Genomic DNA, 15,338 nt, shown 5'->3' with positions numbered 1-15,338 from the left:
CACCGGTCCGTACGGCCGTGCCGGTCCGGTCCGGCGGCCCTGACCGGGCGGCCCGCCGCGGCCGTAGCGTCGCGGTGGGAAACGACAGGGAGGTCGTGATGAGGACGTGGCAGGTGGGCGACGTGATGACCCGGGAGGTCACGACGGTGGGGGAGGAGACCCCCTACCGGGAGATCGTCGACGCGTTGGTCCGGCGGGGCATCAGCGGGGTGCCCGTGGTGGACGGCTTCCGTCGGGTCCTCGGCGTGGTCTCCGAGTCGGACCTGTTGCACAAGGTCGAGCGGGCCGGCCACCCGGACGAGCGGCGGGTCTTCGAGGGGCGACGACGCCGCACCGCCCGGGAGAAGGCCGAGGCGCTGCTGGCGCGTGACCTGATGACCGCCCCGGCGGTGGCGACCTGGCCGGAGGCGACGATCTCCGCCGCAGCCCGGCAGATGGACCGGGAGTCGGTCAAGCGGCTGCCGGTGCTCGACGACCTGGGTCGCCTCGTCGGCATCGTCACGCGCGGTGACCTGCTGCGGGTGCACCTGCGCACCGACGCGGAGATCCGCGAGGACGTGGTGCAGGAGGTGCTGCGCCGGGTGCTCGCGGTGCGGGACGGGCTGGTCACCGTCCGGGTGCGTGGGGGCGAGGTGACGCTCGACGGCCGGTTGGACCGGCGCAGCGCCGTCGAGCTGGCGGGCCGGCTCGCGGGGCAGGTCAGCGGCGTGGTCCGGGTGACCAGCACCCTCGCCTACGACGTCGACGACACCGCGCTCGCCGATCTGGACCCGGCCCGGATCGCCCCGGTGGCCTGACGTCCGGGCCTGCCCGGCCCGCCTGACATCCCCGCGGGCCGGGCGGGCCTGAAGCCCGGACGGGCCGGGCCTGTCGGTGGCGCGAACCGTCCGGCCCGCCGGGGCATCGAACCGTCCCGTCGACGGCATCGACTTGCCCGGACCGCCGCCGGCCGGTGGGCGGCTCGCCTAGGCTCGGGATCGGGACGCGCTCCGCGCCCGCCGGCCGGGCCCGCCGCCGGGCCGCTGGGGGCGCACCCGCGCCGCAGGCCGCCGGGGGCGTGTCCGCGCCGCAGGCCGTCGGGGACCACGCGAGCCGGCCCGGGCCGCGCGTCGGGAGCGGAGCCGCCGTCGGGGATGCGGAGGACGCCGGGTGGACGAGGCGACGTTCGCGGCACCCCTGTGGGCCTGGGCGGCGGTGGGCGCGGTCATCGCCGTCATGCTCGCCGTGGACCTGCTCTCCCACCGCGACAACCACGTCATCGAGCTGCGTGAGGCGCTGCTGTGGAGCGGCGTCTGGATCACCGCGGGGCTCACCTTCGGCCTGGTCGTCTGGCTGTGGCGGGGCGGCGAGCCGGCCGTGGCGTACTTCTCCGGCTACCTGCTGGAGAAGGCGCTCTCCGTCGACAACGTCTTCGTCTTCGCGCTGCTGTTCGGGTACTTCCGGGTGCCGGCCGCGTACCAGCACAAGGTGCTCTTCTGGGGGGTCGTCGGCGCGCTCGCGTTCCGGCTGGCCTTCATCTTCGCCGGCGCCGAACTGCTGGAGCGGCTGACCTGGGCCGGCGTCGTGCTCGGCGCCTTCCTCATCTGGACGGGGTGGCGACTCGCGGTACGCGGCGAGCCGGACGTCGACCCCGACCGCAACGTCGTGGTGCGGGCGTTCCGGCGGCTGGTGCCCACGGAGCCGGGCTACCACGGCGGCCGGTTCACCCTCCGGGTCGACGGCCGGCGCAGGGCCACCCTGCTGCTGGTGGCGCTGGTCGCGATCGAGGCCACCGACGTGGTCTTCGCGATCGACTCGGTGGCGGCGATCCTGGCCATCACCACCGACACGTTCCTCGTCTGGACGGCGACCGCGTTCGCCGTGCTCGGCCTGCGCAGCCTCTACTTCTGCCTGGCGGGGCTGCTGCGCCACTTCGGCTACCTGCGGTACGGGCTGGCCTTCCTGCTGGCCTTCGCCGGGGCGAAGCTGATCCTGGCCGAGACGCCGGTCGGGAAGCTGCCGGTCTGGTCGACTCTCGCGGTGGTGGTGCTGACGCTGTCGGTCGCGATCGGGTGGAGCGTGGTCGACGCCCGTCGGGAACGGCGCCGGCGGGCGGGCGGGTGACCGGTCGCGGTGGGGGCGGCGGCGGTCAGCCCGGCCGCACGACCGGGTCGACGAGCTGGGCGGAGAGCACGGCGGGCGCTTCGGCGAGCGACGGGCCGTACCAGGTCAGGTGCCTGCCGGAGAGCAGGGCGCAGGGGACGCCGGGGAACGCCTCCGGCCCGTCGTCGGCGGTGAAGCGGTACGGCTCGTCGGGCAGCACCACCAGCTGCGGCGCGCGGGCACGCAGCGCGTCGAGGCCCGGCCGGGGATAGCGCTCGACGTCGTCGGCGTACGCGTTGGTGACGCCGAGCCGGCGCAGCACGTCACCGGCGAAGGTGTCGGCGCCCAGCACCACCCACGGTCGCCGCCAGACCGGCACCACCGCCCGGCGGGACGGCCGGGCGGTGGGCAGCCCGGCCCACGCCCGGCGGGCCTCGGCGAGCCACTCCGGTTCGGCCGGGGCGCCCAGGTCGCGGAGCAGGTCCCCCAGCTCGGTCAGCGCCTCGTCGACGGTACGCGGATAGGTCACCCGCACCGGCACGCCGGCGGCGGTCAGCGCGTCGGCGTCCTCGCGGCGGTTCTCCTCGACGTTGAGCAGGACCAGGTCGGGGCGCAGCGCAAGTACCCGGTCCAGGTCCGGGTACTTGCTCCCGCCGACCCGCGCCACGTCCAGCCCGGCCGGGTGGGTGCACCAGTCGGTGGCGCCGACCAGCAGACCCGGCAGGGTCAGGGCGACGGCCTCGGTCAGCGACGGCACCAGCGAAACGACCCGCACCCCGCGTACCTCCCCGGTCCCGTGCGCCGACCACCGGCGTACCGGTCGATCATGCCCCGACCCGGGGCGGGGATGGCGGCCCGGGCCTCTCTTGCGGCGTCTCTACAACGTTGTAATACTCGGCTGGTCCCGTCAGGAGGTTCGATGAGGTCCCACTCCACCGCGCCCGCGCCGCGCACCGACCAGCCCGTCGCCCCCGTCGAGGGCGAGGAGGTTCCGCTGGCGGCGCTCGGCGACCTCTACCGGGACGGCATCACCGCGTGCCGGGGCGCCTTCGCCGTGGACTGGGTGGACCGGGTCGGCGAGGACGTCGAGGCCGCCTTCCGGGAGGCCCGCTCCCGCCCCGACGGCGCGGTCGGCCGCGGCCCGCAGCGGTGGTACGTGGAGATCCACCCCGAGCAGCTGCGCGGCTTTGTCGACCTGGTGACCCACCCGTGGGTGGTCTCGGTGTGCCGGGCCGTGCTCGGGGCCGACTACCAGATCGTCGAGCTCGGTTTCGACATCCCGTTTCCCGGCGCGGCCATGCAGCCGTGGCACCGGGACTTCCCGATGCCGGAGGACACCCGCCGGCAGCGGCGGCTGACCTCGCTGGCCTTCAACCTGACCACGGTGGACACCGTGGAGGAGATGGGTCCGTTCGAGATCGCCCCGGGCACCCAGTGGGACGACGGGCGCGACTTCGCGCACCAGATGTTCCCGCCCAGGGAGCGCCACCCCCGCTACGCGCAACGGGCCGTCCGCAAGTATCCGCGGCGCGGCGACATCTCCGCCCGGTCCGCGCTGACCATCCACCGCGGCACGCCGAACGTCTCCACCCTGCCCCGCCCGGTGCTAGTGCTCGGCGTCGACGCGCCGGGAGCGGGCAACGCCGCGCACCACGACATGGCGGTGACCCGGGGATACTGGGCGGGCCTGCCCGAGCAGGTGCGCGCCCACCTGCCCTGCCCGGTGGTCGACGCCCTGACGCCGATCCGGCAGAAGCACACAATCGAGGGCCTGGTGATGGGCGCGGAGTGACAGCCGGCTCGCGCCGGGCCTAGTCGGCGTCGCGGCGCAGCCACCGCTGCCGGGTCAGCGCGTACTCCACCTCGCCGTGCTCCGCCCCGTCGATCAGCTCCGGCCAGTCCCCGACGTACGTCCGCACGAGCTGTAGCCCGGACTTCTCCATGACGCGACGCGACGCGGCGTTGACGGACATCGTGTTCGCGGTGACCCGCTGCACGCCGAGCGCGGTGAAGCCCTCGTCGATCAGCGCCCGGCAGCCCTCGGTGGCGAGGCCGACGCCCCAGGCGGACCGGCGCAGCCGGTAGCCCAGCTCCACCTCGCGGGCGTCGCCGTCGCGGGTCGGGCGGAACTCGAACCAGCCCAGGAAGTCGCCCGAGTCCCGGCCCAGCGCCGCCCACCACCCGAGTCCCGGCGGCCGCCGGTAGTGGGCGAGGATCCGGGGCAGGACGCGCTCCCGGACCGCCTCCGGCGGGGTGGGGCGCCCGCCGGTGAGGTACCGCATCACCTCGGGGTCGCCGTCCAGCTCGACGAGCAGGTCGGCGTCGTCGGCGGTGAACTCGCGCAGGACCAGCCGCTCGGTGCCCAGGAAGATGCTCACCCGCCCATCCCACCGGCGCGGGCGGGTGACCTCAAGCGAATTGCGGGCCGACGGCCCGGGGGCACCACCGGCGCGCCGGTCATGATCGACCGCCTAGACTCGCCCCGGCCGACGCGTCGGCCTCGGTCGGCGGGACGGACGGATCAGGCGGATGACGAGCACCGGTGGTGGGGGCGGCTCCTGGCTGCGCGCGGTCGCCGGGGACGGTGGGCGCGGCCCGCTGCTCGCCCGGGGCGGCCAGCTCGTGCACGGTCCCCGCCGGCTCGGCGAACTGGTGCAGGGGCGTCCGCCGGGCGTCACCGGCAACCAGTGGAGCACGGCCAGCCGGGAGGGCTACGACCTCGTCGTCTGCGCCGCCGACACGGCCCGGCCGGTCTTCGCCGTCGAGGTCGGCCCCGTCGCGGCCCCCGGCTCCGCCGCGCAGCGGGTCGAGCGGCTGAAGAACGCGGTCGCCGAGGCGGTCGGCCTGGCGGTGCTGCGGATCGGCTCGCCGACGCTGCGGGCCGGGGAGCACGGACGCCGGATCGTGGCGTACGTGATCGACGCGCGCGCGTACGCGGCCCTCGGCGCGGGGGAGCCCGACGACACGGGGGTGCCCCCGGTCGGCTTCCGCGACATCCTCGGTCGGCTGCCCGACGGGCGGACCGGGCACGTCAACGACCTCGGCGCCCTGGCCCGGGCCGCCGCCGTCGAGGCGTACGTGTCGCGGCGGCTGGCCGACCCGATCGTGCGGGGGCTGCACGTGCACTGGACGGGCGGGCCCGCCGAGGGGTGGAGCTGGGTACGGGTGCGCCCCGACGCCTGCCTGGTGGAGCGGGTGACGGTGCACCCGCAGCGCATCTCCGCCGGGGTGGATCCGGGGCGGCTGGCCGAGGACCTGGCGGCGGTGGCCGTCGGGGAGCGGCTGCGCGCGCTGGACGCCGCCGAGGCGGTCCTGACGCCCTGGGACGGGTTGCTCGCCGAGATCCGGGGGCTGGAGTCCCGGCACGACGAGATGACGGGCGGCTTCGCGTTCGCCCACCTCTGCGCGGACTGACCCGCCCTTCTCCAAAGCGCCACCGCTCGCCGGCCCGGCGCACGTCACCGCTCGGCGCCATGGCCCCGTCCGGATTCCCGGAATCGCGTTGAACCTTCGCGCGGGCCGTCCCGTACTCCTGCGGGAACGGACAGGATCTCCCCGACCGCGCCACGCGGCGCGGAAGACGGTGCGGAAAGGGCATCGTCGGTCATCGACGTGCCACCGGCTCGCCGCGACGGTCCCCGTCGGGCGCGCCCCTCAATTCCGTCGGTCCGCCGAGGTCTCAGATCAACTACCGGATCGCGAAGGAGAGCAATTCGATGCGCAGGTCCACACGGGCGCGCCGGTCATCCGGTGGCGCGCGGAGCAAGCGACTGCTGGCCGTCGTCGGCACGCTCGCGGTCTTCGGCGGGATCGTCGCCGTGACCCAGATCTCGTCGGCCGAGGACCGGCGGCCGACCAGCACCCGGCCGGCCTCCGCCGCCTGCGTGGAGCCGAGCCCGGGCGCGACCGCGCCGAGCGGGCGGGGCACCAGCCGGACCTGGCAGGACGGCCGATGGGTGCGCAACCACTGGGGGGACGGGCAGCAGTCGGTCGCCGAGTGCGAGCAGACGCGGGGTGGCGGCGCCGACAACGGCGGCTCGGCCGTGGCCTGCCCGGACGTGGCCGGCAGGCTGCCGCGGGTGCCCGACCGCGCCCGCGCCGAGGTCGACCGGAACCTGAGCCTGCTGCAGACCCAGATCGCCGAGGCGGACCAGCGGCTGGCCACCGAGGGCCGGCGGGGCGAGGAGTTCGTCCGCACCTCGATCCTCCAGCCGCTGGCCGGCAAGCGCCGGGCGACGCTGGAGCGCATCACCATCGCGATCGACCGGGTGGGCCCCCGGCCGCAGGGCCTGGCCCGGCTCGCGGAGTGCAAGGTGGCGCCGACCGGCGGCAACAACGGCGGCGGCAACAACGGTGGTGGTAACAACGGCGGCGGCAATGGTGGGCCCGGTGCCGGGCTGGGAGTGATCGCTAACGACTGCGAGGACAGCCGGTTGCAGCCGCACGACGGTTTCCAGAACGGCAACCGCTGCGTCAGCACCGCGTTCGGCGAGGTGGGGCCCGCGGCCGACAATCCGTCGCTGCTGATCACCGAGTTCCCGGACCGGGTCGGGGCGAACCAGCCGTTCACCCTCCGGGTCTCCACCCGCAACCTCGTACGGGACCGCTTCCTGGCCGCCGGGCAGGGCGGGTACTACGTGGAGAGCTCGCTGCTCAACGAGCAGGGACTGGTGCGGGGCCACTTCCACACCGCCTGCCGGATGCTGGACAGCCTCCGGCAGCCGCCGCCGCCGCAGGAGGTGCCGGCGTTCTTCGTCGCCACCGAGGACAGCCGTGGTGGCGCCGAGCCCGACGACGTGACCATCCAGATCCCCGGGCTGCCCGGATCCGGCACCGCCCAGTGCGCGGTCTGGGCCGGCGACGGCTCGCACCGGGTGCCGATGATGGAGCGGGCCAACCAGACGCCGGCCTTCGACGTGGTGCGCATCCAGGTCGGCTGACGACCGCTGCGGGGCCGTCCGGGCGCACCCGGCGGCCCCGCCAGCGGTGCGTTCAGGCCAGCGCTGCGGCCTTGCGCGGGGCGGCGGGCGCTGCGGCGGCCCGCAGGGCGGTGATCCGTCGGGCCCGGGGCCGCACCGCCAGGAGGTTGCCGGCGGCCACCAGCAGGGCCAGCCCGAACAGCCCCAGCCAGAGGACGTCGGTGGAGAACCGGGCGGCGACCAGGCCGCCCAGCGTCGGCCCGGCGAAGCTGGCGAAGGCGTGACCGAGCGAGTAGACGCCCTGGTAGCGGCCGCGCTGGGCGGCCGGTGCCAGGTCGGCGGTCAGCGCCGAGTTCGACGGGGTCATCAGCATCTCGCCGAGCGTCCAGACGCCCACCGTGAGCGCGTAGAACCAGACTGCGTCGGCCAGCGCGGTCAGGGCGAAGCCGGCGCCGATCACCACGACGGCCACGGCGACGGTGCGGGACCTGTCGAAGCGGCCGATCAGGCGGGGCACGAAGAGCTGCCCCAGCACGATCATCAGGCCGTTGACCGCGATGACCGGCCCGAACGCCGACGCCGGCAGCCCGTCGGCCTGCAATGCCACCGGCAGCATCGCGCTGCTCTCGATGCAGAGCCAGGCCAACCCGGTGAGGGCCGTGAAGGTCAGGAAGACCCGGTCCCGCAGCACGGTGCCGAGCCCGCCGGAGTCGACGCGGGCGACCTGCGCGACGGGCACCGGGGCGGGGCGCGACTCGGGCACGGTCAGGCCGATCAGCGCGGCGGTGCCGAGCAGCACCGCCGCGTTGATCGCGAACAGCAGCAGCGGCTCGACCCGGACCAGCAGGCCGGCCACGGTCGCGGCGACGGCGAACCCGATGTTGATCGCCCAGTAGTTCAGCGTCAGCGCGCGCAGGCGGTCCCGTTCGCCCACCACGTCGATGACGGTCGCCGTGAAGGCCGGCCGGGCGACGCCCAGGCAGAGCCCGAGCAGCAGGGTGAGGGCCGCGATCGCCGCGGGGTGCCCGCTCAGGCCCAGCGCCAGCGCCGCCGCCGCGGCGGCCACGTTTCCGGTCAGCATGGCGGGCCGCCGCCCCCACCGGTCCGCGACGATCCCGCCGAGCACGCCACCGGCCGCGCTGCCGGCTCCGTGCAACCCGATCACGATCCCGGCGTACGCGGGACTGAGGCCGCGTACCGACACCAGGTAGACGCCGAGGTAGATGGCGACGAAGCTGCCCAGCCGGTTGATCAGCGTGGCCGACCAGAGGTACCAGAAGACGCGGGGCAACCCCCCGGCCGTCTGGCTCCACCATCGCGCCATCCGCCACCCCCGAGATCCGCACCGGTAATGCTCGACAAAGCTGTCGCTCATTACACTCGGGAAGTGCGGCGTCCCGGCTGCGTGCCGGGGTGATCGTGGCGATGATCACGCTCGCCGGGCGGTGAACGGGCCGTTGTCGGCCGATCCGAAGCGACCCGGCGACCCGGCGATGGTCGAAGTGCAATCGTGGCGGGCCGGGAATGGGCCCGCCGACGGGTGCGGGTCGTGCGAATGGATCGCCGTGGGAAAAGACCGGCGGGGCCGCGCTGATTCCTCAGCGTGACCCCGCACCAGCCCGAGCGTGAGCCCGGTGCCGGTCAGCGGTTCTTGTACGCCTCCACGACCTCGACCGGGATGCGGCCGCGCTCGGAAATCTTGTAGCCGTTCTTGGTAGCCCATTCCCGGATGGCCCGGTTCTGCTCGCGGTCCATTCCCGAGCCGCCCGGCGTGCCTGCCCGCCGAGGTGCCCGCCCGGTGTCGGCGGTTCCGCGACCGATCCGCCGGCCAGCGTTGATGTACGGGTCGAGGGCCTTGCGCAGCACGCCCGCGTTCTCGTCGGAGACGTCGATGGTGTAGGCCACGCCGTCCAGACTGAACTCGACGGTCCGGTCGGCCTTTCCACCGTCGAGGTCGTCGGTCAGGACCGTGATTACTTTTCTCGCCATCGTCAATTACTCCCTGTGTGGGGCGGGGTGTGGTCAAAGTTTGACGTATCCCAGGGCTAATCCGCAACAATGCGCGTCGTCCTCATTTCGGCGCGTCGCGTTATGGCGGGAAAACGGCTCGACGCAAAGCCCGGGGTCAGTCGCCGAGCAGACCGGCGTGGCCGGCGAGCGCCGCCGCCTCGGCGCGGGTGGAGACCCGCAACTTTCGCAGCAGCGCGGCCGTCATCCGCTTTACGGTGCGTTCCGAGACGTGCATCCGTTCGGCGATCTCGACGGTGCTGCGACCCGCCGCGATGGCCCGGAGCATCGCCCGTTCCTCGTCGTCCAGATCGACCGGGGCCGCCCGGCCGGGACGCAGCAGCGCACGGAGCAGATGCCCCGGCAGCACCGCCCAGCCGTCGAGGACGGCCAGCAGCGGGGGCAGCAGCTCCTCCGGCTCGGCGGTCTTGGGCAGGAAGGCCTCGGCGCCGGCGCGCAGCGCCTCCAGGGCGGGGGCCGGGTCCTCCGCGCCCGACATGGCGACCACCCGCACCCGGGGTGTGGTGCGCCGGATCGCTGCCACGGCCCGGATCCCGCCCGGGGGCGGCATGTGCAGGTCGACAAGCGCCAGGTCGGGCAGGCAGCGGCTGACCAGCGAGGCGGCGGCCGACGCGTCGCCGGTGGAGCCCACCACCTCGGCCCGCCCGTCGGTGGTGGCCGGCAGCAGCAGTTCCAGCCCGCGGACGAACAGCGGGTGGTCGTCCACGACGGCCAACCGGACGACGGGGGGAGCGGGCATGCCTGGTCCGTTCCCGAGCGGGTACCGATCATGCGGCCGAACGAGGGAGGTCGGGCGGATGCGCGGACGGCACGGGGGGCGGGGACCGTTGCGGCTGCTCCGGTGGGCGGGGCCCGAACCCGGTCCGGCCGACCCGGCGGCCCTGGACACCGACCCGGAACTGCTGCTGCGCGTGCTCTGCCACGAGTTCCGCACCCCGGTCAGCGCCCTCACCTCGCTCACCCGGGCGCTCGCCGACGAGCGGCTCCCGCTCACCGGCGACGACCGGCGCGCCATCACGGCACTGGCCCACGAGCAGGCCGTACACCTGCAGGGCCTGCTGCGGGACGCCGCCGCCGGCACCGGGGCCCTCGCCCCGGCGGCGGACCCGGCGGCGCCGTTGGCGCAGGTCCTGCGTGGTGCGGCGGCCCTCGTGCCCCCGCACCGGCGGCTGACCGGGGTGACGCGGCGGGCCGGGGGCTGCCCGGTGCCGCGGCGCCGGACCCGGCAGGTGGTGACCAACCTGGTGGAGAACGCGCTGCGGCACGGTCCGGCCGAGGGGCGCGTCGGCATCCACGCCGCGCTCGGCCGCTGCGGTCTGCGCATCGTCGTCACCGACGAGGGGCGGGTCGACCCACCCCTCGTCGAGGCGCTGCGCCGGCCCGCTCCCGCCGCCGGGGCCTCCGGGTTGGGGCTGTGGATCGTCCGGCGGCTGCTCGCCGCCGACGGCGGACGGCTGCGCCTGCACCGGCTGCGACCGCGCGGGGTGGCCCTCGAGGTGGTGCTGCCCGCGTTCCCGGCGACAGGTTGACCCCGTCGGGCCGCCGGTTGGCCCGATAGGGCCGGCCGTCGCGGGAACCGCCTCGGTGACAGCCCGACCGGCACCGAGGAGGACACGTGTTCAGCCACATGAAGGATCTGCAGTTCGAGGCCAAGCCGGACGGCCCGGACGCCGCGTTCGCCCGCCGGCTCCAGGAGGTCCTGGGCGGCAAGTGGGGCGAGATGACCGTCGCCAACCAGTACCTCTACCAGGGCTGGAACTGCCGCCTGCCGGGCAAGTACAAGGACCTCTTCCTCGACGTCGGCACCGAGGAGATGGGCCACGTCGAGATGATCGCCACGATGATCACCCGGCTGCTGGAGAACGCGCCGCTGTCGTTGCAGGAGGCCGCCGCCGACAACCCGATGGTGGGCGCGATCTACGGCGGGTCGAACCCGGCGCACTTCATCCACGGCGGCGGCGGAGCGCTGCCGGTGGACAGCGCCGGCGTGCCCTGGAACGGCAACTTCATCACCGCCAGCGGCAACCTGATGGCGGACTTCCAGCTCAACGTCACCGCCGAGGCGCAGGGCCGGCTCCAGGTGGCCCGGCTGTTCAACATGACCGACGACCCCGGGGTCAAGAACATGCTCCGTTTCCTGCTGGCCCGCGACACCATGCACCAGAACATGTGGATGGCGGCCATCGAGCAGCTCAAGGAGGACGGCCTGGAGGAGATGCCGGTGCCCGACGCATTTCCGGACTCCAAGGAGTTCACCGAGCAGTTCAGCTACACGTACCTGGACTTCTCGCCGGGCACCGACGCGTCGGAGGGGCGCTGGGCGTCCGGGCCGGCGCCCGACGGCAAGGGCGAGTTCCGCTACGACCACAGCCCGCGCGCGCACGCGCCCGAGCCGGTCCTGCCGCCCGGCGACCCGCGGCTCTACGGCACGAACCCGGGCCTCGCCAAGAGCGCCGTCAACAAGGTCAAGAGCAAGCTCACCTGACGCCGTCGCGCCGGGTCGTCCGCGAGCGGCGGACGGCCCGGCGGCGCCGTACCGGAGGAGGTGTGCCGTGACCGAACTCGTGCTCCGCCCGCTCGCGGACGCGTTCATGCAGGTGGGTGTCTACGTCGCCGTCATGGTGGCGCTCTTCGGCTGGCTGCGCTGGCGCCACGGCGACCGGGTCACCGACGGGCTCACCAGCCGGCCCCGGCTCGGTCCGCTGGTCGGCGCCCTGCTGGGCGTCAGCCCCGGCTGCGGCGGGGCGATCATCCTGATGCCGCTGTACGCCCGGGGGAAGGTCTCCTTCGGCACCGTGGTCGCCGCCCTGGCGGCCACCATGGGGGACTCGTCGTGGGTGGTGCTCGCCTGGAACCCCGTGTTCGCCCTCAAGATCCACGCGCTGCTCTTCGCGGTCGGCCTGGTGACCGGCTACGTCGTCGACGCGCTCGGCATCGACCCGGCCCGCGCGGTCAACCACCGGGTCGCCGCCGCGCCCGCCCCGGTCGGCCTGGCCGCCGCGGGCGGGCCGGACCTCGCCGGCTCGCGGCGGCTGCTCGGCGGGCTGCTGCCCCGGGTGCCGGCGTCCACGGCGTTCTGGGGGCTGACCACGCCGGCGTTCGCGGTGTCGGTGCCGGTGGTCTTCCAACTGGTCGACCCGGGCGCACTGACCCGCTCCTTCGGGGGCGTCGACCCGTACCTGGCGCTGGGGGTGCTCGGCACGCTCACCGCGGCGCTGATCTTCGCCGGAGGGCGCGGGAAGCTGGCCGACGACAGCCTGGAGACCGCGCAGCCCCGCTCGCTGCGGGAGACGCTGCGGCACAGCGCGCACGAGGCGTCCTTCGTCACCGTCTGGGTGGCCGTGGCGTACCTGGGCTGGCAGGTGGTGACCACCACGACGGGCTTCGACGGCTCCCAGCTCGCCCTCACCGGGCTCGTCGGCGTACTGGTCGGCGCCGGCATCGGCCTCATCCCCGGGTGCGCGGTGCAGATCGTCTTCACCGGCCTGTACGTCAGCGGCGGCCTGCCGCTGCCCACCCTGGTCGCCAACGCGATCAGCCAGGACGGCGACGCGCTTATCCCGCTCGCCGCGCTGCGCCGGCACTCGGCGGCGCTCGCCACCGTCGTCACCACCGTGCCGGCGGCAGCCGTCGGCGCCGCCCTGCTCGTCCTGCTCTGATCCCGTACGGAGGGAGATCCCGATGTCCGTCGCGATCCCGATCGCCCGCACCCGTCGCAAGCTCCTCGCCTTCGCCGTGCTGACCGGCGTCGCCGCGGTGGCCGGCCTGCCGGGCTGGACCGTCGCCGCACTGGCGCTGACCTGCCTGGCGATCCCGCTCGCCGTGGCGGCCGCCGGGGGCGCCGGCCTGGCGCGCGAGCTGCTGCGTCCGCAGCGCCGTCCCACGCGCGGAGGTGGCCTGGGTCACAGCCCGGAACAAGGGGAACGATTTGTTACTTGAGTTGGACACGCTCAACTCAACGCGATAGCAGGTGTTCGATGGCAACTCTCCCGGTACTTCCCCTGACCGACGCCGTGCTCCTGCCCGGCATGGTCATCCCGGTGACCCTCGACCCGACCACCCAGGCCGCCGTCGACGCGGCCCGCGCCACCGGCGAGGGCAAGCTGCTCGCCGTGCCCCGCCTCGACGGCGAGTACGGCCCCGTCGGCGCGGTCGCCACCATCGAGAAGGTCGGCCGGCTGCCCAGCGGCGAACCGGCCGCCGTCATCCGCGGCCTGTCCCGCGCCCGGATCGGCTCCGGCGTACCCGGGCCCGGCGCCGCCCTCTGGGTCGAGGCGACCGAACTCGACGAACCCGCCCCCGCCGGCCGGGCCCGCGAACTCGCCCGCGAGTACCGCGCCCTCATGACGTCCGTGCTCCAGCAGCGCGGCGCCTGGCAGGTCATCGACGCCATCGAGCGGATGACCGACCTCTCCGAACTGGCCGACTCGGCCGGCTACGTCTCCTGGCTCAGCCTCGCCCAGAAGACCGAGCTGCTCGCCGCGCCGGACGTCACCGCCCGGCTGGAACTGCTCGTCGGCTGGGTGAAGGACCACCTGGCCGAGCAGGAGATCGCCGAGCAGATCAGCACCGACGTCCGCGAGGGGCTGGAGAAGTCCCAGCGGGAGTTCCTGCTGCGCCAGCAGCTCTCCGCCATCCGCAAGGAACTCGGCGAGGACGAGCCGGACGGCTCCGCCGACTACCGGGCCCGCGTGGAGACTGCAGACCTGCCCGACAAGGTCCGCGAGGCGGCGCTGCGCGAGGTCGGCAAGCTGGAACGCGCCAGCGACGCCTCCCCGGAGGCGGGCTGGATCCGGACCTGGCTCGACACGGTGCTGGAGATGCCGTGGGGCACCCGTACCGAGGATGACACCGACCTGGCCGCGGCCCGCGCCGTGCTCGACGCCGACCACGCCGGCCTGGCCGACGTGAAGGACCGCGTCCTGGAGTACCTCGCCGTGCGCAACCGGCGGGCCGAGCGCAACCTCGGCGTCGTCGGCGGCCGGGGCTCCGGCGCGGTGCTCGCCCTCGCCGGCCCGCCCGGCGTCGGCAAGACCAGCCTCGGCGAGTCGGTCGCCCGCGCGCTCGGCCGCAACTTCGTCCGGGTGTCCCTTGGTGGTGTCCGCGACGAGGCCGAGATCCGCGGCCACCGGCGCACCTACGTCGGTGCGCTGCCCGGCCGCATCGTGCGCGCCCTGCGCGAGGCCGGCTCGATGAACCCGGTCGTGCTGCTCGACGAGGTCGACAAGCTCGCCGCCGGCTACTCCGGCGACCCGGCCGCCGCCCTGCTCGAGGTGCTCGACCCGGCGCAGAACCACACCTTCCGCGACCACTACCTCGAGGTCGACCTCGACCTCTCCGACGTGCTCTTCCTGGCCACCGCCAACGTGGTGGAGGCCATCCCCGGCCCGCTGCTGGACCGGATGGAGCTGGTCACCCTCGACGGGTACACGGAGGAGGAGAAGGTCGCCATCGCCCGGGACCACCTGCTGCCACGGCAGCGGGAACGGGCCGGGCTCACCGCCGAGGAGATCACCGTCGCCGACGACGCCCTCGCCCGGATCGCGGGCGAGTACACCCGGGAGGCCGGCGTACGGCAGCTCGAACGGGCGCTGGCGAAGATCCTGCGCAAGGTCGCGGTGGCCCTGGCGACCGACCCGGCGCCGGTCCGCGTCGACACCGGCAACCTCGCCACCTACCTCGGGCGGCCGAAGTTCACCCCGGAATCGGCGGAGCGGACGGCGGTGCCCGGCGTGGCCACCGGCCTGGCCGTCACCGGCGCGGGCGGCGACGTGCTCTTCATCGAGGCCACCAGCATGGAGGGCGAGCCGGGGCTGACCCTGACCGGCCAGCTCGGCGACGTCATGAAGGAGTCGGCGCACATCGCGCTGTCGTACCTGCGCTCCAACGGGCGCCGGCTCGGACTCGACCCGAACGCCCTCGCCGGCCGGCGGATCCACCTGCACGTGCCGGCGGGCGCGGTGCCCAAGGACGGCCCCAGCGCCGGCATCACCATGGTCACCGCCCTCGCGTCGCTGGCCAGCGGCCGGCCGGTGCGGCCCGAGTTCGGGATGACCGGCGAGGTGACCCTCTCCGGCCGGGTGCTGCCCATCGGCGGGGTGAAGCAGAAGCTGCTCGCCGCCCACCGGGCCGGCCTGACCGAGGTGATCATCCCGGCCCGCAACGAGCCGGACCTCGACGACCTGCCCGCCGAGGTCCGGGAGGCGCTGACCGTGCACACCCTGGCCGACGTCGCCGACGTGCTCGCCCTGGCGCTGCGCCCGGCCGACGCCGACACCCGCCCCGACCCGGCGCTCGCCGCCGCCTGAG

15 protein-coding genes are annotated in these 15,338 nt (G+C 74.6%); 10 read left to right on the top strand and 5 right to left on the bottom strand.

Annotated features, from left to right (window positions below):
- The first annotated feature begins 98 nt into the window (after window positions 1-98).
- Together AB0B83_RS00160 and AB0B83_RS00155 are read left to right on the top strand one after the other, a co-directional pair.
- Window positions 99-797, top strand: coding sequence for a CBS domain-containing protein (locus tag AB0B83_RS00160; protein ID WP_357576250.1), 699 nt, complete (start codon window positions 99-101; stop codon window positions 795-797).
- 379 nt (window positions 798-1,176) lie between these two features.
- A complete protein-coding gene (locus AB0B83_RS00155) occupies window positions 1,177-2,103 on the top strand; it encodes a TerC family protein (protein WP_357576398.1) in 927 nt (308 codons plus the stop codon).
- A gap of 25 nt (window positions 2,104-2,128) precedes the next feature.
- Here the strand turns inward: AB0B83_RS00155 and AB0B83_RS00150 are convergent, their stop codons facing one another.
- Window positions 2,129-2,857 carry a helical backbone metal receptor gene (locus tag AB0B83_RS00150; protein ID WP_357576249.1) on the bottom strand — a complete coding sequence of 243 codons (729 nt, stop codon included), beginning with the start codon at window positions 2,855-2,857 and terminating at the stop codon, window positions 2,129-2,131.
- Between the two features lie 144 nt (window positions 2,858-3,001).
- Between AB0B83_RS00150 and AB0B83_RS00145 the strand changes: the two genes are divergently transcribed.
- Complete coding sequence (locus AB0B83_RS00145; RefSeq protein WP_357576248.1) at window positions 3,002-3,874, top strand: phytanoyl-CoA dioxygenase family protein; 873 nt, start codon at window positions 3,002-3,004, stop codon at window positions 3,872-3,874.
- A gap of 19 nt (window positions 3,875-3,893) precedes the next feature.
- Here the strand turns inward: AB0B83_RS00145 and AB0B83_RS00140 are convergent, their stop codons facing one another.
- Entirely contained in the window at window positions 3,894-4,460 is a 567-nt protein-coding gene (locus AB0B83_RS00140) for a GNAT family N-acetyltransferase (RefSeq protein WP_357576247.1), read from the bottom strand.
- A 151-nt stretch (window positions 4,461-4,611) separates the two neighbouring features.
- Between AB0B83_RS00140 and AB0B83_RS00135 the strand changes: the two genes are divergently transcribed.
- Both AB0B83_RS00135 and AB0B83_RS00130 read left to right on the top strand, forming a co-directional pair.
- Complete coding sequence (locus AB0B83_RS00135) at window positions 4,612-5,496, top strand: hypothetical protein (RefSeq protein WP_357576246.1); 885 nt, start codon at window positions 4,612-4,614, stop codon at window positions 5,494-5,496.
- A 302-nt stretch (window positions 5,497-5,798) separates the two neighbouring features.
- Entirely contained in the window at window positions 5,799-7,022 is a 1,224-nt protein-coding gene (locus tag AB0B83_RS00130; RefSeq protein ID WP_357576245.1) for a hypothetical protein, read from the top strand.
- A 52-nt stretch (window positions 7,023-7,074) separates the two neighbouring features.
- Here the strand turns inward: AB0B83_RS00130 and AB0B83_RS00125 are convergent, their stop codons facing one another.
- The 3 genes from AB0B83_RS00125 to AB0B83_RS00115 form a co-directional block, all read right to left on the bottom strand.
- Entirely contained in the window at window positions 7,075-8,325 is a 1,251-nt protein-coding gene (locus AB0B83_RS00125; protein ID WP_357576244.1) for an MFS transporter, read from the bottom strand.
- A gap of 317 nt (window positions 8,326-8,642) precedes the next feature.
- Entirely contained in the window at window positions 8,643-8,990 is a 348-nt protein-coding gene (locus AB0B83_RS00120) for an Lsr2 family protein (RefSeq protein WP_132234604.1), read from the bottom strand.
- Between the two features lie 136 nt (window positions 8,991-9,126).
- Window positions 9,127-9,768 (bottom strand): response regulator transcription factor, encoded by a 642-nt coding sequence (locus AB0B83_RS00115; RefSeq protein ID WP_357576243.1) that lies wholly within the window; start codon window positions 9,766-9,768, stop codon window positions 9,127-9,129.
- A gap of 58 nt (window positions 9,769-9,826) precedes the next feature.
- Between AB0B83_RS00115 and AB0B83_RS00110 the strand changes: the two genes are divergently transcribed.
- From AB0B83_RS00110 to lon, 5 genes are all read left to right on the top strand, one after another.
- Complete coding sequence (locus tag AB0B83_RS00110; RefSeq protein ID WP_357576242.1) at window positions 9,827-10,558, top strand: HAMP domain-containing sensor histidine kinase; 732 nt, start codon at window positions 9,827-9,829, stop codon at window positions 10,556-10,558.
- A gap of 86 nt (window positions 10,559-10,644) precedes the next feature.
- On the top strand, window positions 10,645-11,514 hold the full coding sequence (locus AB0B83_RS00105) for a manganese catalase family protein (RefSeq protein ID WP_357576241.1): 870 nt from the start codon (window positions 10,645-10,647) through the stop codon (window positions 11,512-11,514).
- A 67-nt stretch (window positions 11,515-11,581) separates the two neighbouring features.
- The gene (locus tag AB0B83_RS00100) at window positions 11,582-12,688 is read left to right on the top strand and encodes a putative manganese transporter (protein ID WP_357576240.1); all 1,107 of its coding nucleotides are present in this window, start codon (window positions 11,582-11,584) and stop codon (window positions 12,686-12,688) included.
- Window positions 12,689-12,710: 22 nt separating this feature from the next.
- A complete protein-coding gene (locus AB0B83_RS00095) occupies window positions 12,711-12,968 on the top strand; it encodes a hypothetical protein (protein ID WP_311411187.1) in 258 nt (85 codons plus the stop codon).
- Window positions 12,969-13,006: 38 nt separating this feature from the next.
- Entirely contained in the window at window positions 13,007-15,337 is a 2,331-nt protein-coding gene (lon, locus tag AB0B83_RS00090) for an endopeptidase La (protein ID WP_357576239.1), read from the top strand.
- The last annotated feature ends 1 nt before the right edge of the window (window position 15,338 follow it).

It is taken from the genome of Micromonospora sp. NPDC049060, assembly GCF_040649055.1.
In the GTDB taxonomy this organism is placed as follows: Bacteria; Actinomycetota; Actinomycetes; order Mycobacteriales; family Micromonosporaceae; genus Micromonospora; species Micromonospora reichwaldensis.
The sequence above is the reverse complement of the archived record's forward strand: the minus strand, read 5'-3'. Positions and strand labels throughout refer to the sequence as shown.